Annotated in this window: 18 protein-coding genes; 11 read left to right on the forward strand and 7 right to left on the reverse strand. The window is 68.6% G+C overall.

Annotated features, from left to right (window positions below):
• Positions 1-2: 2 nt before the first annotated feature.
• From LVY72_RS09150 to LVY72_RS09160, 3 genes are read right to left on the reverse strand one after another with little or no spacing between them, the layout of a single operon-like run.
• Positions 3-890, reverse strand: coding sequence for an SURF1 family cytochrome oxidase biogenesis protein (locus LVY72_RS09150; protein WP_237820045.1), 888 nt, complete (start codon positions 888-890; stop codon positions 3-5).
• Between the two features lie 2 nt (positions 891-892).
• Positions 893-1171 carry a hypothetical protein gene (locus tag LVY72_RS09155; RefSeq protein ID WP_237820047.1) on the reverse strand — a complete coding sequence of 93 codons (279 nt, stop codon included), beginning with the start codon at positions 1169-1171 and terminating at the stop codon, positions 893-895.
• Positions 1168-1575, reverse strand: a complete 408-nt coding sequence (locus tag LVY72_RS09160) for a DUF3099 domain-containing protein (protein WP_237820049.1) — start codon at positions 1573-1575, stop codon at positions 1168-1170. Before LVY72_RS09160 ends, LVY72_RS09155 begins: the two co-directional genes overlap by 4 nt.
• 104 nt (positions 1576-1679) lie before the next feature.
• Here LVY72_RS09160 and LVY72_RS09165 point away from each other — a divergent pair, with 104 nt between their 5' ends.
• Positions 1680-2411, forward strand: a complete 732-nt coding sequence (locus LVY72_RS09165; protein WP_237820051.1) for a beta-ketoacyl-ACP reductase — start codon at positions 1680-1682, stop codon at positions 2409-2411.
• A gap of 118 nt (positions 2412-2529) precedes the next feature.
• Positions 2530-3291, forward strand: a complete 762-nt coding sequence (locus LVY72_RS09170; protein ID WP_237820053.1) for an SDR family oxidoreductase — start codon at positions 2530-2532, stop codon at positions 3289-3291.
• Between the two features lie 29 nt (positions 3292-3320).
• On the opposite strand, the gene serB is transcribed toward LVY72_RS09170, so the two are convergent.
• Positions 3321-4223, reverse strand: a complete 903-nt coding sequence (gene serB / locus LVY72_RS09175; RefSeq protein ID WP_237820055.1) for a phosphoserine phosphatase SerB — start codon at positions 4221-4223, stop codon at positions 3321-3323.
• A gap of 102 nt (positions 4224-4325) precedes the next feature.
• On the opposite strand from serB, the gene LVY72_RS09180 reads away from it, so the two are divergent.
• The 6 genes from LVY72_RS09180 (at position 4326) to LVY72_RS09205 (ending at position 9305) form a co-directional block, all read left to right on the forward strand.
• Complete coding sequence (locus LVY72_RS09180) at positions 4326-5114, forward strand: ABC transporter ATP-binding protein (protein WP_237820058.1); 789 nt, start codon at positions 4326-4328, stop codon at positions 5112-5114.
• A 12-nt stretch (positions 5115-5126) separates the two neighbouring features.
• Complete coding sequence (locus tag LVY72_RS09185; protein WP_237820059.1) at positions 5127-5906, forward strand: sulfite exporter TauE/SafE family protein; 780 nt, start codon at positions 5127-5129, stop codon at positions 5904-5906.
• A gap of 5 nt (positions 5907-5911) precedes the next feature.
• The gene (locus LVY72_RS09190; protein WP_237820359.1) at positions 5912-6718 is read left to right on the forward strand and encodes a TrmH family RNA methyltransferase; all 807 of its coding nucleotides are present in this window, start codon (positions 5912-5914) and stop codon (positions 6716-6718) included.
• Positions 6719-6837: 119 nt separating this feature from the next.
• Entirely contained in the window at positions 6838-7092 is a 255-nt protein-coding gene (locus LVY72_RS09195) for a type B 50S ribosomal protein L31 (protein WP_237820061.1), read from the forward strand.
• Between the two features lie 379 nt (positions 7093-7471).
• Entirely contained in the window at positions 7472-8533 is a 1062-nt protein-coding gene (gene lplAB, locus LVY72_RS09200) for a lipoate-protein ligase LplAB (protein ID WP_237820063.1), read from the forward strand.
• A gap of 91 nt (positions 8534-8624) precedes the next feature.
• A complete protein-coding gene (locus LVY72_RS09205; protein ID WP_237820065.1) occupies positions 8625-9305 on the forward strand; it encodes a neutral zinc metallopeptidase in 681 nt (226 codons plus the stop codon).
• A gap of 16 nt (positions 9306-9321) precedes the next feature.
• On the opposite strand, the gene pepN is transcribed toward LVY72_RS09205, so the two are convergent.
• Together pepN and LVY72_RS09215 are read right to left on the reverse strand one after the other, a co-directional pair.
• Complete coding sequence (pepN, locus tag LVY72_RS09210) at positions 9322-11937, reverse strand: aminopeptidase N (RefSeq protein WP_237820067.1); 2616 nt, start codon at positions 11935-11937, stop codon at positions 9322-9324.
• 47 nt (positions 11938-11984) lie between these two features.
• A complete protein-coding gene (locus LVY72_RS09215) occupies positions 11985-12992 on the reverse strand; it encodes a YeiH family protein (RefSeq protein WP_372463693.1) in 1008 nt (335 codons plus the stop codon).
• Between the two features lie 189 nt (positions 12993-13181).
• Here LVY72_RS09215 and LVY72_RS09220 point away from each other — a divergent pair, with 189 nt between their 5' ends.
• The 3 genes from LVY72_RS09220 to LVY72_RS09230 all read left to right on the forward strand — a co-directional run bounded on the left by LVY72_RS09220 (position 13182) and on the right by LVY72_RS09230 (position 16586).
• Positions 13182-14726, forward strand: coding sequence for a circularly permuted type 2 ATP-grasp protein (locus LVY72_RS09220; protein WP_237820071.1), 1545 nt, complete (start codon positions 13182-13184; stop codon positions 14724-14726).
• A 76-nt stretch (positions 14727-14802) separates the two neighbouring features.
• Positions 14803-15738: an alpha-E domain-containing protein gene (locus LVY72_RS09225; protein WP_237820073.1), complete on the forward strand. Its 936-nt coding sequence runs from the start codon at positions 14803-14805 to the stop codon at positions 15736-15738.
• Complete coding sequence (locus LVY72_RS09230; RefSeq protein ID WP_237820076.1) at positions 15735-16586, forward strand: transglutaminase family protein; 852 nt, start codon at positions 15735-15737, stop codon at positions 16584-16586. The genes LVY72_RS09225 and LVY72_RS09230 overlap by 4 nt, the downstream gene beginning before the upstream one ends.
• Positions 16587-16611: 25 nt before the next feature.
• Here LVY72_RS09230 and LVY72_RS09235 read toward each other — a convergent pair whose 3' ends face one another.
• Entirely contained in the window at positions 16612-18072 is a 1461-nt protein-coding gene (locus LVY72_RS09235; RefSeq protein WP_372463688.1) for an SDR family NAD(P)-dependent oxidoreductase, read from the reverse strand.
• Positions 18073-18116: the final 44 nt, after the last annotated feature.

The raw sequence follows: 18116 nt of genomic DNA on the forward strand, positions 1-18116 counted from the left end.
AGCTACTCGCGGCCGCCCATGAGCGTGCCGTCGGTGCGGAAGCCCTGGGCATCCAGCGCAGCGTCCTCTTCCTCCTCGGCCGTCGGCCGCTTGCGGGCCCGCTGCGGACGGGACGGCCGCGGCGCCGGGTTCGCCTCGTGGAACCCGCTGTCCTCCTCCTCGAGGGACGCCCCGAGTGCGTGCTGCCGGGCGGCGTAACCGTAGCCGACGAAGAGCAGCAGGCCGAAGGCGAACCACTGCATGGCATAGGACAGATGCGGCCCTTCGTCCAGGGCGGGCTTGGGCAGCGCCGCCGGGGCGGCCGCAGGCTCGGGGGATTCCGCCGCCATCAGGCCATAGCTGCCGGTCAGCAGCGGATAGTCGAGCTCGGCGGCATACTTGTCCAGTTCGATCGAGGCCAGCTGGCCCGCCGGGGCGCCGCGGTCCACGGCCGCCTCGCCCGGCTTGATCCGCGCGACCACGGTGACCTCGCCCTTGGGCGCCGCCGGAATCTCGTCCGGCCGCCCGGTCTCCTTGTTGCCGATGGGCAGCCAGCCACGGTCAATGATCACGGCCTCGCCGCCGGCCAGCCGCAGGGGCACCAGCACTTCATAGCCGGGCTGGCCGTTCAGCGGCCGGTTGCGCACAATCCGCTGCCCGGATGCGTCATAGGTACCGCGCAGCACTGTCGGCGTCCATTCGTCGCCCGCGTCGTAGCTGGCAAATGTGCCGCGCACCGACTCGAACGGGACGGGCTTGCGGTCATAGTTTGTCTCGACGGCGGAGACTGCTCCGCGCGCATGGTCGCGGCGGTCCAACTGCCAGTTGGCCAGCGCAACACAGACGGCGGCCCCGAGGACCGCCAGCAGGAACCAGCCGGTCCACTTGCTGCTGAGGAGGAACCGGTACATGCCTAGTTGTTTCCTTCCGTGCCGGCTCCATCAGCCAGGTCCGGGCAGGCGACCGTCTGGCGCCACAGACCGCGCAGCTTCAGGTAGTCCTCCAGCCATGCGCGGTGCTCGGCGCAGGCGAGCCAGATTTTCCGCCGTTCCGGGGTGTGGATGCGGGGATTGTTCCAGAGCAACTGCCAGGCGGCGGAGCTGCGGCAGCCTTTGCGGGAACAGATGCGGGCAGACGGATGGGGCTCTTCCGCGCGGGAGGGCCCGCCGGAGAGCTGGTCGAAAATACTCATGCGGCGGTCCGGCCGTCCTGTCCGCCGGGTGGATCCTGAGGCTGGTCCTCGTCCTCGACCACCTCGCCGGGGAGGATCTCCACCTCGTCCTGCCCGGGGATGGATTCGGCCGAGGGCAGTTCGTCCAGCGGAGCCTGGTCCAGCAGGGCGTCGCTGGCTTTGATCCGATTCTGGTCCGCGCCGCCGTTGGCAATGACCACGGCGATCCACGGCAGGAAGACGGCACCGGCCACGAACAGCCAGCGCGGCCAGCCCGGAATGAAGAAGAACAGCAGCAGGCAGGCCAAGCGGATGGACATGGCGATTGTGTACTTGACCATCCGGCGGTGCATCTCATCCGTATGGCTTTCGTGGGCGTCCGTAATATTCAGGACTTCCCCGTTGTTATCCGACCGCGCGCTCATCACTCTCCCAAGGACCTGATCAATTGTCCCATGTCCGGCAGGTGCTGCCAAAGCTGCCAGGCAGCGGCGAACGTTAGGATTCTCTAGAAGCACCGCTAGGAACCATGGAGGTATCAGTGCAGAACGAACAGCAGGGCCGCAGCGTCCTCGTGACCGGAGGGAACCGGGGGATCGGGCTGGCCATTGCCCGCGCCTTCGAGGCCAACGGCGACAAGGTGGCGGTTACCTACCGCAGCGGAGAGGCACCTGAGGGCCTGCTCGGGGTCAAGGCGGACGTCACCGATGCCGCGTCCGTGGACGCGGCCTTTACCGAGGTCGAGGCCGCCCACGGGCCGGTGGAAGTGCTGGTGGCCAATGCGGGCATCACCAAGGACACACTGCTGCTGCGCATGAGCGAGGAAGATTTCACCTCCGTGGTGGACACCAACCTCGCCGGCGCCTTCCGCGTGCTCAAGCGCGCTTCCAAGGGCATGATCCGGCTGCGGAAGGGCCGGGTGGTCCTGATCTCCTCGGTGGTGGGCCTCTACGGCTCGCCAGGCCAGATCAACTATGCCGCGTCCAAGGCCGGTCTGGTGGGCATCGCCCGGTCGCTGACCCGGGAACTGGGCTCGCGCGGCATTACCGCCAACGTGGTGGCCCCAGGCTTCATCAATACGGACATGACGGCGGCGCTGCCCGAGGAGACGCAGAAGAGCTACCTGGGCAGCATCCCGGCCGGCCGCTTCGCCGAGCCGGAGGAAGTGGCCAAGGTAGTCCGCTGGATTGCCAGCGACGAGGCCGCATACATTTCCGGCGCGGTAATTCCCGTGGACGGCGGGCTGGGCATGGGCCACTAGCGGGATTGTAGGTTAGCTACAACCGATCCGGCGCGACGCGCTGGCAAGATGGTTCCCGGAGCCGTTTTCGTTAAGCATTCCCTACAAGGGAGTGCGTTTCCCACTTGAAGGAGCAGCCATGGGCGTACTCGCCGGCAAGACAGCAATCGTGACGGGATCCTCCCGCGGCATTGGAGCCGAGGTGGCCAAGCTGCTGGCGGCGGAGGGTGCCGCCGTCGTCGTCAACTACCGTCAGAAGGCGCCGCGGGCCAACAAGGTGGTGGCCGGGATCGAGGCAGCCGGCGGCCGCGCGGTGGCTGTGGGCGCCGACCTGACCGCCGCGGAGGGGGCCCGCGCGCTGGTGGACGCCGCGACCGGGACTTTCGGCGGGCTGGACATCCTGGTGCTGAACGCCTCGGGCGGGATGGAATCCGGCCTGGGCGAGGACTATGCCATGCGGCTGAACCGGGACGCGCAGCTGAACATGCTCGAGGCTGCCGTCGAGGCCATGCCCGCCGGTTCCCGCGTGGTGTTCGTCACCAGCCACCAGGCGCACTTCATCGAGTCGGTGCCCACCATGCCCGAATACGAGCCCGTGGCCCGCAGCAAGCGCGCCGGCGAGGACGCCCTGCGCGCCCAACTGCCGGCCTTGGACGCCAAGGGGATTTCGCTGGTCGTCGTCTCCGGCGACATGATCGAGGGAACGGTCACCGCGACCCTGCTGGACCGTGCCCGCCCCGGCGCCATCGAGGCACGCCGGGTGGAGGCAGGCAAGCTGTACTCGGTGGAGGAGTTCGCCGCAGAGGTGGCCGGTATGGTCACCGCCGAAGTGCCCTCCGGCCACACCGAACTGGTCGGCGGGGCGGACAGCTTCCTGAAGCAGGCCCAACCCGAAGGCTGAGCCTGCTTCCGCGACCTGGCCAGGCGCGGTCAGACGCCGGCGAAGTACCGGGCCACGTCCAGGTACCCGATGGTGATGGCGGCGTCGGCCGCTTCGCGGACGGCCGGCTTGGCGTTGAAGGCAACGCCCAGGCCGGCCGCCGCGAGCATGTCCAGGTCGTTGGCGCCGTCGCCGATGGCAATGGTGTGGGCCAGGTCGATGCCCTCGGCCGCGGCCCACTCGCGCAGCGAGGCCTCCTTGACGGCCCGGTCCACCACCGCGCCGACGACGGTGCCGGTGAGCCTGCCGTCCTCGACGCCGAGCAGGTTTGCACGCCAGTAGGTCAGCTGCAGTCCCTCGGCCAGCGGGTCCAGGATCTGGGCGAAGCCGCCGGAGACCACTGCGACCGCGTGCCCCTTGGACAGGAAGGCCTCGACCAGTTCCGCGGCCCCATCGGTCAACTCCACCGCTCCGCGGACCTTGTCGATAACCTCGGCCGGCAACTGTTCGAGGGTGGCCACCCGGTCATGCAGGCTCTGGGCAAAATCCAGCTCGCCGCGCATTGCCGCCTCGGTCACAGCGGTAACCTCGGCGAGCTGGCCGGCATGCTCGGCCAGCAGCTCGATCACCTCCTGCTGGATCAGCGTGGAGTCCACATCCATGATCAGCAGCTTGCGTTCCGGTCCGGCCAGGGCAGCGGGCACGACGGCGGTGCCCACCTCGTCGCCGAAGCGTGCGGCCAACGCGGCCACCGCATCCCGCAGCCCGGACAGGCCGGCCTCCGCGGCGCCGTCGTAAGCCACCGGCAGTACCGCCACCTCGAACCGACCGTTGGCCGAACGCTCCGGCGCCTCCGCTGTGCCGCCGGCACCGGTGACGGCCAGCTGTACTGCGTCCAGGTAGCCGTCGGGCAGGGCACATCCGTAGGAAACGACGCGGAAGTGGGAAAGCATGTGGGGGTCCTTTGCAAGGTTTGGCCGGCCTGCCGGTCATTCATCCGGCATGCGGTGCAGCGTTTGGCGGATATTACACGTTTTAGCTTAGTGTCTATTGATATGAGTGAAGTTCTTGAATTTGCCGGGGTCAGCGTTGTCCGCGGGCATAAAATCCTGCTCGATGGCGTGGACTGGCAGGTCAGGGACGGGGAGCGCTGGGTCGTCCTCGGACCGAACGGCGCCGGCAAAACCACCCTGCTGCAAATTGCCGGAGCACGGCTGCATCCCACCCGTGGGGTGGCCGGCATCCTCGACGAGGTCATGGGCCGGGTGGACGTCTTCGAGTTGCGGCCCCGGATCGGCCTGGCCTCGGCCGCGCTGGTGAACCAGATTCCCGAACATGAAACAGTGCTCAACGTGGTGGTCACCGCTGCGTACGGAGTCACCGGGCGCTGGCGGGAGAAGTACGAACGGATGGATGAACGCCGGGCCTTCCGGCTGCTCGATGCCTGGGGCATGTCCACGTTCCTGAACCGCACCTTCGCCTCGCTGAGCGAGGGCGAACGCAAGCGGGTGCAGATTGCCCGGGCGCTGATGTCCGATCCGGAACTGCTGCTGCTGGATGAGCCCGGCGCCGGCCTGGACCTGGCCGGCCGCGAGGAACTGGTGCACAGCCTGAGCCAATTGGCCGCGGACGAAGAGGCACCGGCCCTGGTGCTGGTCACCCATCATCTGGAGGAAGTGCCGCCGGGCTTCACCCACGCCTTGCTGCTGCGTGACGGTGCCGTCGTTGCCCAGGGCCCGATCGCCGATGTGCTGACCGAGGAGCACCTCAGCGAGACCTTCGGACTGCCGCTGGAGGTCCGGTCCAGCGACGGCCGGTACACTGCCGTAGCCCGCCGCGCCTAGGCGCACCGGCCTGTGGAGCCGTTCAACGCTGCCCTCATCGCGCTCGGCGGTCTGTGGGCGGGAGCCATCAACAGCATCGTCGGCTCCGGCACGCTGGTCACCTTCCCGATCCTGGTGGCCCTGGGCTACCCTCCGGTGACGGCGACCATCTCCAATGCGATCGGCCTGATCGCAGGCAACGTCGGGGGAGTCTACGGCTTCCGCCGGGAACTGGCCGGGCTCAGGCGCACCCTGGCGGCGCTGTTACCGGCGTCCCTGCTGGGTGGTCTCACCGGTGCGTGGCTGCTGCTGCACCTGCCCGAAAGCGTTTTCGCTGTCGTGGCGCCGTTCCTGATCCTGGTGGCCCTGGGCTTCGTGGTCTTCCAGCCCCGGCTGCAGGCCTGGGTCCGCGACCGCCAGGCGGCGCAGGCCCGGGAGCGGCCCCACCCGTGGCTGCTGCTGGTGCTGGTGTACGGGGCGGGCGTCTACGGCGGCTACTTCGTCGCCGCCCAGGGGGTGCTCCTGCTGGGCATCCTCGGCGTCTTCCTGCACGGCAGCATGCAGCAGGCCAATGCCGTCAAGAACGTGCTGGTGCTGGGTGTGAACGTGATTGCCGCGGCGTCCTACATGCTGTTCGCCTTCGACCGGATCAACTGGCCGGTGGTGCTCGTGATCGCCGTCAGTTCGCTGGTCGGTGCGCTGGCCGGGTCGGCCGTCGGCCGCGGGCTGAAGCCGGTGGTGCTGCGCGGCATCATTGTGACGCTCGGGCTGGTGGCACTGTGGACCATGACCGCAAAACTGATAGGGGCGTGAAGCCGGTGAACCTGCAATACCTGACCGACGCCGCGGACCCGCGGGTGGCGGACTACACGCAGTTGACCGATACCGCCCTCCGCCGGCGGCGCGAACCTGCCGAGGGCCTGTACATTGCCGAAAGTTCCAAGGTGCTGCGCCGCGCCATCCGGGCCGGCCACCGGCCGCGGTCCTTCTTCCTGACAGAGAAGTGGCTGCCGGACCTGCAGGACGAGATTGCGCAGTTTCCCCAGGTGCCGGTCTTCGTCGGGACACCGGAAGTGCTCGAAGCCATCACCGGCTTCCACCTGCACCGCGGCGCACTGGCCGCCATGCACCGGCCCGAGCCGCTGCCGGTGGCCCAGGTGCTCGACGGCGCGCGGCGGGTGGCGGTGCTGGAGGACATCGTGGACCACACCAATGTGGGGGCGATCTTCCGTTCGGCGGCCGCGATGGGCATGGACGCCGTGCTGGTCAGTCCGCGCTGCGCCGATCCGCTCTACCGGCGCAGCATCCGGGTGAGCATGGGCACCGTTTTCCAGATTCCCTGGGCCCGGCTGGATGATTGGCCGGGGCAGATCGGGACCCTGCGGTCGGCGGGCTTCACCACGGCGGCGCTGGAACTGACCGAGGACGCCATCACCCTGGACGAGCTGGAACGGCGCAGCTTCGACCGGCTGGCACTGGTGCTGGGAACCGAAGGGGCGGGCATGCTGCCCGGGACCTTGGACCAGGTGGACCTGAAGGTGATGATTCCGATGCGCGAGGGCGTGGATTCGCTCAATGTGGCGGCGGCCAGCGCGGTGGCTTTCTGGGCCTGCCGCAGGCCCTGACCGGATTTCCGGGCGGTCGCGGGGATGCGGTAAAGTGATGTGCTGGCCCGTTGACGGGCCGGACCAACATTCCTTAATGCCGCTGGCAAAATCCAGTGGCGAGAATCAAAGGTGCAACTATGAAGTCTGACATCCACCCGGCGTACAACCCGGTTGTCTTCCGCGATCTGGCCTCCGGCGTTTCCTTCCTGACCCGGTCGACCGCTTCCTCCGACAAGACGGTCGAGTGGGAAGACGGCAACACCTACCCGCTGATCGAGGTTGAAATCTCCTCGGAATCGCACCCGTTCTACACCGGCAAGCAGCGCATCCTGGACAGCGCCGGCCGGGTGGAGCGCTTCAACGCCCGCTTCAAGGGCTTCGGCAAGAAGTAGCCTGCCGTCCCGCACGCAAGTGCCCGCACCATTCGGTGCGGGCACTTGCGTTTAACTTGGGGTCCGCGCCTCTGCCTGCGAGGCACCGCCGGGCGGCGCCAGGCAATGAAAAGGCCGGCAACTTCGGGAAAGTTGGGGGGAATTACCCGAAGTTGCCGGCCATCGCCGGTAGCCAGCCGGCTATTCTTCACTCGCACCTTTATGAGGTGATTTAGACATTAGTGGCGCAGGCTGGGCACAGCCTCCGGATAACCTGAGAAAATGCTGGGATTGTGGAAGCGGCCTTGCCGGGTCCCCGTTCAGCAGGTGCACCCGGCGGCGTGATAGTACTGGAAACGGGCCAGGTTTCCGGCCCGGACGAGGCCGGTAAGGAGCATGAATGACCGCACATCACCACGGTGAATACAAGGTGCACGGCGGCAAGCTGGTGGTGGCGGACCTGGAGGTGGCCGACGGCCGCCTCGGCCAGGTTTCCATCAGCGGGGACTTCTTCCTCGAACCGGATGAGGCACTGGAGTACATCAACTCCGCCCTGGAGGGCATGTCCGCCGACAGCACCCATGCGCAGTTCTCCGCCGCCATCGCGCAGACCCTGCCGGCGGATGCGGTCCTCTTCGGGTTTTCGCCGGAGGCCGTGGCGGTGGCCGTGCGCCGTGCCCTGGCCAAGGCCACCGGCTGGCTGGATCACAACTGGCAGATCATCCCGCCCACCCCGCTGCCCACGCACATGCACGTGGCGATGGACGAGGTGCTCGCGCGCGAAGTGGGGGCCGGGCGCCGGCCACCGACCTTGCGCTTCTGGGACTGGGAAGCACCCTCGGTAGTGATCGGCAGCTTCCAGTCGCTGCGGAACGAGGTGGACCCGGAAGGGGTCAAGCGTCACGGAATTACCGTAGTGCGCCGGATCAGCGGCGGCGGCGCCATGTTCATGGAGCACGGCAACGCGATCACCTATTCGCTCTACCTGCCGCAGACCCTCGTCGACGGCCTGACCTTCGAGGCGTCCTATGCCTTCCTGGATACCTGGGTGATGGCTTCGCTCGAGAAGCTGGGGATCAAGGCTTTCTACCAGCCGCTGAACGACATCGCCACGCCCGAGGGCAAGATCGGCGGTGCAGCCCAGAAGCGTCTGGCCAATGGTGGCATGCTCCACCACGTGACCATGTCCTACGACATCGATGCGGACAAGATGATGGACGTGCTGCGGATCGGCAAGGAGAAGATCTCCGACAAGGGCATCGCCAGCGCCAAGAAGCGGGTGGATCCGCTGCGGCGGCAGACCGGGCGCACCCGCGAGGAAATCATCGAGGTCATGATGGAGACCTTCAAGGACCGCTACGGTGCGGTGGAGGCGGGGTTCAGCCCGGCCGAACTGGCGGCTGCGCGGCAGCTGGTGGTGACCAAGTTCGCCACGGAACAGTGGCAGCACCGGGTTCCGTAGCGGTTTCCGGCGCCCGGCGGAAGAGGGTAACAAATCGATAACGGAGCGGCTATAGTAGGTGGGCACTAGGGGAGCGCCCAGGAGGTAGACAGTGTCCCGCAACCAGACAATCCGAATCCTTGCCACGCTGGCTTTGGCCGGCACATCCGCCTTCGCCGGCACCGGCGCCGCCGTCGCCGTGACCCCGGCCGAGCCCGCGCCGGCCGAAAACCTGCAGGCGGACATCGCGACGGCGCAGGCCGCCACCAACACGTACTGGGCAACCCACTGGAACGAGTTCTTCGACGGCAGCTATACGCCGCCGACCGTCGTGGGCCTCTATGACGGGACCAATCCGGCCACCGCGCCCGTCTGCGGCGGCCAGCCGCTCGGCCCGGGCAATGCCTACTATTGCCCGGAGGGCGATTATGTCGCCTGGGACGCCGGACTGATGACCAATGGCTATCAGTCCGGGGATGCCTGGCCGTATCTGGTCGTGGCGCATGAGTGGGGCCACGCGATCCAGAACCGGCTGCCCCAGTCGCTGATCACCCCGGCACCCGAGCTGCAGGCCGACTGCCTGGCCGGTGCGGCCCTGTTCGGGGCGGCAGCGGACGGGACGCTGGTGTTCGAAGACGGGGACCAGCAGGAACTGGTAGCGGCCCTGAGCGCGCTGGCCGACCAGACCCCGTGGACCAAGTCCGGCGACCACGGGGACGCCCTCGAGCGCGTCAACGCCTTCTCCAGCGGCCGCCAGGGTGGCGTCGAGGCCTGCCTGCCCCAGGAACAGTAGCGGTCGGGCGCTGCCGCTACTTCCGGCCGGCCGCCTGCGCGGTGAGGGCCCGGACCAGATGGTCGCGCTGCTCGACGACGATCCGCCGCAGCGCAGCCGGTGACTGCCGGTGCGCCTCGAGCCACTGGTCGGTGCGCACGACGACGTCCTGCTCCGCCGGGTCCAGACCCTGCGGCAGGTCCTGGGCCTGCGGGTAGAGGCCGCGGGCGATCCGGGTAGCCAGTTCGATGCTCCGCCCGGCCCAAACCTGCTCCAGGCATTGGAAATAGGGGTCGATATACGGCGCGAGCAACTGCTCGGTGCCCAGCTGGAAACCGTCGATGGCGGCGTCCAGCAACTGGTTGGACAGCTGGGAGCCGGCCACCGCGTCCTGCCAGATGCGCGCCTTGGCCTCGGGATCCGGCCGGGCAGCCATCGCCGACAGGTGCCGGGCACGGCCGGCGGCGGTCAGGTCCCGGGCGAGTTCCTCATCAAGCTGGTCCGGGGTGGCGGACCCGGTGGCGGCCAGAGCCTGCCAGCAGCGCCAGCGCAAGTCCGGATCCAGGACCAAACCCGGCACCGTGGCGGAGCCGTCCAGCAGACCGGCCAGGAAACCGGCGGCGCTGCCGCTGCGGCGGGCCAGTGCGGCGAGGGCCCGGGCCCAGGTCAGCTGGAGGTCGCTGCCGGGCTGGGCCAGGCCGAGTTCATGCCGGACAGAGGCCAGCAGCCCTTCCCGCAGGTCGGACCGGGCCTCCGCGGGGCAGTAGTGCTCCACCGCGAAGCCGGCGTTGTCCAGCAGGACTTGGAGCACCCCGGGATCCGTTTCTGCGGCTGCGAAACGTTGGACTGCCGCCACGTAGCGTGATGCCGGCAGTTCGGCGTCCCGGGCCATGTCCCACAGCACCGACCAGCACAGGGCTCGCGCCAGCGGGTCTGCGATCCGGTCCAGCGCGGTGAGTACCGTGTCCAGCGACCGGGCGTCCAGCCGGACCTTGGCGTAGCTGTGGTCGGAATCGTTGGGCAGCAGCAGTGCGGGCACCGGCAGCCCGGCCAGTTCCGGCATGTCGGTGCCGGCACCGGCCACGTCCAGCCCGGGCGACGCCGTGCGTACCAGCGCCCCGCCGTCGGCCTGGAAATCGTAGAAGCCCAGCTGCAGCCGGTGCGGGCGCAGCACGCCCTGGCCGGATACCGGATCCGTGGACGACTGCCGGACGCGCACCCCGGCCAGCCGTCCGCCGTCGTACGCCGGCTCCGCCGCCAGCGAGGAAATTCCCGCGGTCTGCAGCCACAGCCGGGCCCAATCCTGCATGTCCCGGCCCGATGCCGCGCCGAGCACGGCCAGGAAGTCCGCCAGCGTGGTGTTGCCGTAGGCATTGTCCCGGAAGTAGCGGCGGGTGGCGTCGAGGAATGCGTCGAAGCCCACATAGGCGACCAGCTGCTTGAGCACCGAGGCGCCCTTGGCGTAGGTGATGCCGTCGAAGTTCTGCTTTGCGGCCTCCAGGTCCGGGATATCGGCGACCACCGGATGCGTGGTGGGCAGCTGGTCCTGCACGTACGCCCAGGCCTTGCGCCGGTTGGCGAAGGTCACCCAGGCTTCCGTGTACTCGGTGGCCTCGGCCAGGGCGAGCGATCCCATGTAGTCAGCGAAGGACTCCTTGAGCCACAGGTCGTCCCACCAGGACATGGTGACCAAGTCCCCGAACCAGATGTGGGCCATTTCGTGCAGGATCGTCGTGGCGCGGTGCTGGTACTGGGCGCGGGTGGCCCGGGAACGGAAGACATAGTCCTCGGTGAAGGTGACCAGCCCGGGGTTCTCCATCGCACCGAGGTTGTACTCCGGGACAAAGGCCTGGTCATACTTGCCGAACGGATAGGGGAAGTCGAAGAGGTCATGGAAGAAATCCAGGCCCTGCTTGGTCACCGCGAAGATCCGGTCCGCGTCGAAGAACTCCGCCAGCGAGGCCCGGCAGTAGGCGCCCAGCGGAATCCGGAGCACCGAACCGTCCGCGAGGGTGCGCTGCCAGGCATCCTCGGCACGGTGGTAGGGGCCGGCCAATACTGCGGTGATGTAGGTGGAGATCCGCCGGGTGGGCGCGAAGCGCCAGACCGAACAGCCCGGAGTGCTGACCATCGGGTCACGGACCACCTCCGCACCGTTGGAGGCCACCTGCCACTGGGCCGGAGCGGCGATGTGGAAGGTGAAGACCGCCTTCAAGTCCGGCTGCTCGAAGTTGGCGAAGACCCGACAGGCGTCGGCCGGCTCAAACTGCGTGTAGAGGTAGGTTTCGCCGTCGGCCGGGTCCACGAACCGGTGCAGGCCCTCACCGCTGCGGCTGTACCGGGCTGTCCCGGCGATAATAGCCTCGTTATCCGCCGCGAGGTCCGCCAGCCGGATCCGGGAGCCATCGACGGCGGTGGCAGGATCCACCGGCCGGCCATTGAGCGTGATCGAGTGGACGCCGGCATGGATGAAGTCCACGAAGACGGCGGCTCCCGGTTCGCTGCACCTGAAGCTGATGACCGTCCGGGACACAAAACCCTCGGCTTCCGGATCGCGGGCGTCGCGCAGGTCCAGCGAAACATCGTAACTGTCCACCGTGATGGTGCGCGAGCGCTGGGCGGCTTCGTCCCGGCCGAGGTTTTCGTTGTTCATCCGGCCCATTTAACCATCGCGCCCAGCTATTGCGCTGCGCGGCGTGATCAGCTGCCGGCCAGGAAGGCTGCGGCGAGGCCCAGGGCGGCGATCAGCAGCCAGGCGAGCAGGGCCGTGGCCACCGCCGGCCGGGAGGATCCGGCCAGTTCGCGCAGCCGGACGGACGCACCGAGCGCGAACAGGGCCGCCGCCAGCAGGATGTCCTGGAGCAGCCCGAGCACTTCCAGCACCTGCTGCGGCAGCCAGCCGGTACTGCGCAGCAGCACCATCACCAGGAAGCCGGCCAGGAACACCGGGACGATCGGCGGCCGGGCCCCGGTGTCCGGCCCGGCGGCCCGGCGCCGGCCATGCAGGGTCACCGCGGCGACCATCGGCGCGAGCATGGCCACGCGCACGAGCTTGACGACGACGGCGACCGCCAGTGCCGCCGGGCCCGCGGTCTGCGCCGCCGCGACCACCTGGCCGACGTCGTGCACGGAGGCCCCTACCCAGAAGCCAAAGGTCTCCACCGGCAGGTGCGCCAGCCGGCCCAGGGCGGGCAGCACGGCGATGGCCAGCGTGCCGCACAGGGTCACCAGCGCCACCGGGGTGGCGGCATCCCGGTACCGGCTGCCGCGGGCCGCCGCGACCGCGGCAATGGCCGAGGCGCCGCAGATCGAGAAGCCGGCGGCCAGCAGCAGCGGCTGCGCGCCGGGCAGCCGGAAGGCCTTGGCCAGCAGGTAGGTGCCGGCGAAGGCGGCCAGCACCATCAGCACCGTCAGCAGCACTGCCCGCCAGCCGAGTCCGGCCAGCTGATCCAGCGAGAGCTTGGCGCCAAGCAGCACAATGCCGGTGCGCATCAGGGTCCTGGCCGAGAACTTTAGCCCCGGCGCCAGGCTGCCCCCGACGACCCGGGCGGAGCCGGGCAGGTTGGCGGTGAGGATGCCGAGGCCGACGGCGAAGCTCATCACCGGGACGGCCGGCCACAACCGGTGCGCTGCGAACGCCAGCAGCACCCCCAGGGCGGCAGCGGCCAGCCCGGGCAGCAGGCGCAGCACCGCCGTCCGGCCGGGCAGGCGCGGGCGCCGGAGCCAGAGGGCGGCGGTCTTCGGCACGCGCGGGACCCCTTCCGAGGTGTGTGCGGGGAGCATCCGGGCTGGTCCGGATCTGGCTCCCTATCCTAGGGCAGCGGACGTTGCGGCTGCGAAACATGCCGGAAACATGCCGACTATGTAAAAGGGCCATTTACATGAAAACCTTTTGGCATGTCAGACCTCTTCCAGGACTACGCCGAAGCGGCAGCACGCAGCGCCGCCTATGACGAGATGTTCGGCCCCGGCCAGATTCCCCGCGCGGAGTACGCACACGTGGCTGCCGCGCTCGGGGCGCAAACGCTCGCGGACGTGACCGGGCGTGCGGATTCGATGGCGCGTACCTTCCTGGACCGCGGGGTCACCTTCGACTTCGCCGGCGAGGAACGTCCGTTCCCGCTCGACATCGTGCCGCGCGTCATTTCCAGCGCCGACTGGAGCGTCCTGGAGCGCGGCGTGGCCCAGCGCGTGCGGGCGCTGGAGGCCTTCCTGGCGGATGTCTACGGCAAGATGAACGTCGTCAGCGACGGCGTCATCCCGCGCCGGCTGGTCACTTCCAGCACGCATTTCCACCGCGAGGTCTCCGGCTTCGATCCCGCCGGCGGGGTGCGGGTGCATGTCTCCGGAATCGACGTGGTGCGCGACGACGCCGGAACCTTCCGGGTGCTCGAGGACAACGTCCGCGTGCCCAGCGGTGTCAGCTACGTGCTGGAGAACCGGCGCGCCATGGCCAAGGGGCTGCCCGAGGCGTTTGCCCAGTCCAGTGTGCGCCCGGTGGAGGAGTACCCGCGCCGGCTGCTGTCGGCGCTGCGCAAGACCGCGCCGCCGAGCGTGGCGGATCCTACCGTCGTGGTGCTCACCCCGGGCGTCTTCAACAGCGCGTACTTCGAGCACACGCTGCTGGCCGGCCTGATGGGCGTGGAGCTGGTCGAGGGCCGGGACCTGATCTGCCGCGGCAACCGCGTCTACATGCGGACCACCGCCGGTGAGCAGCGCGTGGACGTGATCTACAAGCGGATCGACGACGACTTCCTGGACCCGCTGCAGTTCCGCTCGGACTCCGTGCTGGGCTGCCCGGGCATCGTCAACGCGGCGCGTGCCGGCAACGTGACCATCGCCAACGCGGTGGGCAACGGCGTGGCCGATGACAAGCTGGTCTACACCTACGTGCCGGACATGATCCGCTACTACCTGGCCGAGGAGCCGATCGTGCCGAACGTGGACACTTTCCGGCTGGAAGAGCCTGCGGCGCGCGAGGAGGTCCTGGACCGGCTGGACGAGCTGGTAGTCAAGCCGGTCGGCGGATCCGGCGGCAAGGGCCTGGTGATCGGGCCCGATGCCTCCAAGGAGGAGCTCGAGGAGCTGCGGGCGAAGGTGCTGGAAGATCCGCGCGGCTGGATCGCCCAGCCGGTGCTGCAGCTGTCCACGGTGCCGACCATGGCCGGCGGGCGGTTCGGTCCCCGGCACGTGGACCTGCGTCCGTTCGCCATCAACGACGGCGACGATGTGTGGGTGCTGCCCGGCGGGCTGACCCGGGTGGCGCTGAAGGAAGGCTCCCTGATCGTGAATTCGAGCCAGGGCGGAGGTTCCAAGGACACCTGGGTGCTCGGCGGCGAACCGTCCCCGGCCTCGGCGGCGTCGGCCGCTCCGGGTGCGGTGCGGGAGCGCACCAGCGTGTGGCCGATCGCCTCCAACTGGCAGGACAGCCAGGATCAGTGAGCCGTTGTCCGACCGGCACGTGCCGTAGCTACCAACCAAGCTGTATTCAAGCAATAAGACAAGGGGGCTGGCCCACATGCTGAGCCGAATTGCCGAATCCCTGTTCTGGATCGGGCGCTATGTCGAGCGCGCGGACGGGACCGCCCGGATTCTGGACGTGAACCTCGAGCGGCTGAACCAGCTGCCGGCGGCGGAGCAGCGCGAAGTATCGCGCCAGCTGCTGGGCATTATGGGCTCGCGCCCGGAGGCAGGGAAGCAGGAGGAGTTCGGCCTGACCGAGCTGCTGAACCGGCTTGCCTATGACCGCAGCAGTCCCACCTCGATCTCCGGGTCGCTGGGCGCTGCCCGGGAGAACGCCCGGCGGGCCCGGGAAACCGTTTCCTCGGCACTGTGGGAATGCCTCAACACCACCTGGTACGGGCTCAGCCAGCACCGCAAGGACGTGGTGGGCACCTACCGGTTCTGCCACTGGGTGCTCGAACGCACAGCGATGGTCAAGGGCCTGGCCGACACCACCATGAGCCACGATGAGAGCTGGCAGTTCATGCTGCTGGGCCGCAGCCTGGAGCGGGCGGACATGACCGCGCGGATGCTGCAGACCCCGGACGTCTTTTCCGCCGGGCTGTCCTGGGTAAACATGCTGCGCTGCGCCGGTGCCTACGAGTCGTTCCTGCGCACCCGGCGGGCGGCCTTCGGCGACGAGCACGCTGCCGAGTTCCTGCTGCTGGACCGGCTGTTCCCGCGCTCGATCGTCTACGCGCTCAGCGACGCAGAGCAGGCGCTGGAGCGGCTGGACCCGTCCTACCAGCGGGTGGGATTCATCAACGATGCCCGCCGGATCGTGGGCCAGGCCCGCACCTTCCTGGAATTCCACCAGACCTCCAACCTGGTCGCCGAGCTGCCCGAACATATGGAGCGGGTGCAGAGGGCCTGCGCCCAGGCATCCGACGCCATTACCCGTAAGTACTTTGCACAGGCAGTGGATCTGTCCTGGGTGGGAGAGGTTTCATGACACGCCTGCGGATCGAGCACCGGACCGGCTATACCTACGACCGCACGGTCACGCTGTCCTACAACGAGGCACGGATGACCCCGGTGACCGATTCGCAGCAGGTTGTGCTCGAATCGACGGTGAAGGTCAGTCCCGCGGGCGCCGTGCTGAGCAGTTACCGCGACTACTGGGGCACCCGGGTGACGGCCTTCGAAATGCAGATCCCGCACGATTTCCTCGAGGTCACCGCGGAGGCCACCGTGGAGGTGCACCGCAGTGACCGTGTGCCGGCCGAGGTGGAGGTCGTCGGCTGGGATGACCTGGCCGGCGAATCCGTGCTCAACGAGTTCTCCGACTGGCTGCCGCAGACCCGGCTGAGCGAACCCGGGGAGGAAGTGCGCAAGCTGGCCGGCGGGCTGGCCGAGGGCCGCAACGCGCACGAGGCGGCCCATGCGGTGATGGCGTGGATCAAGGCCGAGATGCAGTACGTCCCGGGAGTCACCGGCGTGCAGTCCAACTCCGAGGAAGTCTGGAACCACCGCAAGGGCGTTTGCCAGGATCTGGCGCATCTGGGCATCGGCGCGCTGCGCAGCCTGGGCATACCCGCCCGCTACGTATCCGGCTACCTGCATCCGCGCCCGTCGGCGGCGGTGGGGGAGACCGTGGCCGGGCAGTCGCATGCCTGGCTGGAGTGGTGGGACGGCCAGTGGCGGCCCTGGGACCCCACCAACGTCGGCCCGGTAGGCGACTTCCACGTCTCGGTCACCCGCGGACGCGACTACCGGGACGTACCGCCGCTGAAGGGGATCCTGTCCGGCGGCGGGGGATCGCACCTGACCGTCAAGGTGGACGTCACCCGGATCGCCTGACAAGCCTGCAGGGCTGTTTTGAGGGTTACCAGTCTGAAGGCTTGTAATCCTTGAGGAAGCATCCATAAAGGTCCACACCGGCCTCGCCCTGGACAATCGGGTCGTAGACCCGGGCTGCTCCGTCCACCAAGTCCAGCGGTGCATGGAAGCCCTCTTCGGCAAGCCGGATCTTGGTGTGGTGCGGGCGTTCGTCGGTGATCCACCCGGTATCCACCGCGGACATGAGGATGCCGTCCTGCTCGAACATCTCGCCGGCACTGGTGCGGGTGAGCATGTTCAGCGAGGCCTTGGCCATGTTGGTATGCGGGTGTCCCGGGCCCTTGTAGCGGCGGCCGAACTGGCCTTCCATGGCCGAGACGTTGACGATGTATTTGCGCCGGGCGGTCGAGGCGGCCAAGGCCGGCCGCAGCTTGCTGACCAGCAGGAACGGCGCGGTGACATTGCACAGCTGGACCTCGAGCATTTCCAGCGGATCCACCTCGTGCACCGACTGGGTCCAGCTGTTGATGCCGGTAATATCCGGCACCAGACCGCCGGCGTCCACGGCCGTACCGGCGGCGATGCGGGCGGGGGTGGCGGATTTGGCGGCCAGGGCCAGGGCCGTCAGTTCGTCGGCAGCCAGTTCCGGCCGGCTGGCAACGGATCCGGCCAAGGCAATCGGATGGCGGTCGTGCGCATGGCCGAAGGTGGCCAGTTCGGGGACCGCGCCGGCGGGCAGCGGCTGCAGTTCGGCATCGACCAGCGGCCGGTAGGCGCCGGCCGACCGGCGGACGGTCTGGGCCGCGTTGTTGATGAGGATATCCAGCGGGCCGGCCGCAGCCACTGATTCGGCCAGCGATAGCACCTGGGCGGGATCCCGCAGGTCGATGCCGACAATCTTCAGGCGGTGGATCCAGTCGACGCTGTCGGGGACCGCCATGAAACGCCGCGCCGCGTCCTTCGGAAACCGCGTGGTAATGGTGGTGTGCGCCCCGTCCCGGAGCAGGCGCAGCGCAATGTACATGCCGATCTTCGCCCGGCCGCCGGTCAGCAGCGCGCGGCGGCCGGCCAGGTCGGCCGAGGCTTCCCGCTTGCCGTGGCTGAAGGCCGCGCACTCCGGGCAGAGCTGGTGGTAGAAGGCGTCCACCTGCGTGTAGGGCTGCTTGCACATGTAGCAGTTGCGCGGCCGGATCAGATGTCCGGCCACCGCGCCGCGGGCGGAGGAGGTCAGCTCGATGCCCGCCGTCTCGTCGTCGATCCGGTCCTCGGAGGCGGTCGCCGTGCGTGCCATGACGGCGCGGTCGGCAGCGGCAATCGCGTCACGCTTCGCGTTCTTCCGGTGCCGTTTCACCGCCTTGAACATCTTGCCGGTGGCCTGGCGGACGGCCACGAAATCGGGGTGGTCGTCCGCCAGGGTATGGATCCGGCCGAGCACCTCGACGCAGGTGGCGATGTCCTCCGGTGTCAGGTGCGCGGCGTCGGCAGTGCTCAATGGGGCAGCGGTCATGGGATGGTACGAACTCCAGGCGAGGGCTGCGGGACCGATCGGTG

The organism is Arthrobacter hankyongi, from assembly GCF_022012395.1.
Classification (GTDB): Bacteria; Actinomycetota; Actinomycetes; order Actinomycetales; family Micrococcaceae; genus Crystallibacter; species Crystallibacter hankyongi.

Bases quoted from the DNA above. Each gene is read 5' to 3' on its own strand.
- LVY72_RS09150 (WP_237820045.1), bottom strand. From the start codon at position 890: ATGTACCGGTTCCTCCTCAGCAGCAAGTGGACCGGCTGGTTCCTGCTG.
- LVY72_RS09155 (WP_237820047.1), bottom strand. From the start codon at position 1,171: ATGAGTATTTTCGACCAGCTCTCCGGCGGGCCCTCCCGCGCGGAAGAG.
- LVY72_RS09160 (WP_237820049.1), bottom strand. From the start codon at position 1,575: ATGAGCGCGCGGTCGGATAACAACGGGGAAGTCCTGAATATTACGGAC.
- LVY72_RS09165 (WP_237820051.1), top strand. From the start codon at position 1,680: ATGGAGGTATCAGTGCAGAACGAACAGCAGGGCCGCAGCGTCCTCGTG.
- LVY72_RS09170 (WP_237820053.1), top strand. From the start codon at position 2,530: ATGGGCGTACTCGCCGGCAAGACAGCAATCGTGACGGGATCCTCCCGC.
- serB (WP_237820055.1), bottom strand. From the start codon at position 4,223: ATGCTTTCCCACTTCCGCGTCGTTTCCTACGGATGTGCCCTGCCCGAC.
- LVY72_RS09180 (WP_237820058.1), top strand. From the start codon at position 4,326: ATGAGTGAAGTTCTTGAATTTGCCGGGGTCAGCGTTGTCCGCGGGCAT.
- LVY72_RS09195 (WP_237820061.1), top strand. From the start codon at position 6,838: ATGAAGTCTGACATCCACCCGGCGTACAACCCGGTTGTCTTCCGCGAT.
- lplAB (WP_237820063.1), top strand. From the start codon at position 7,472: ATGACCGCACATCACCACGGTGAATACAAGGTGCACGGCGGCAAGCTG.
- pepN (WP_237820067.1), bottom strand. From the start codon at position 11,937: ATGAACAACGAAAACCTCGGCCGGGACGAAGCCGCCCAGCGCTCGCGC.
- LVY72_RS09220 (WP_237820071.1), top strand. From the start codon at position 13,182: ATGTCAGACCTCTTCCAGGACTACGCCGAAGCGGCAGCACGCAGCGCC.
- LVY72_RS09225 (WP_237820073.1), top strand. From the start codon at position 14,803: ATGCTGAGCCGAATTGCCGAATCCCTGTTCTGGATCGGGCGCTATGTC.
- LVY72_RS09230 (WP_237820076.1), top strand. From the start codon at position 15,735: ATGACACGCCTGCGGATCGAGCACCGGACCGGCTATACCTACGACCGC.
- LVY72_RS09235 (WP_372463688.1), bottom strand. From the start codon at position 18,072: ATGACCGCTGCCCCATTGAGCACTGCCGACGCCGCGCACCTGACACCG.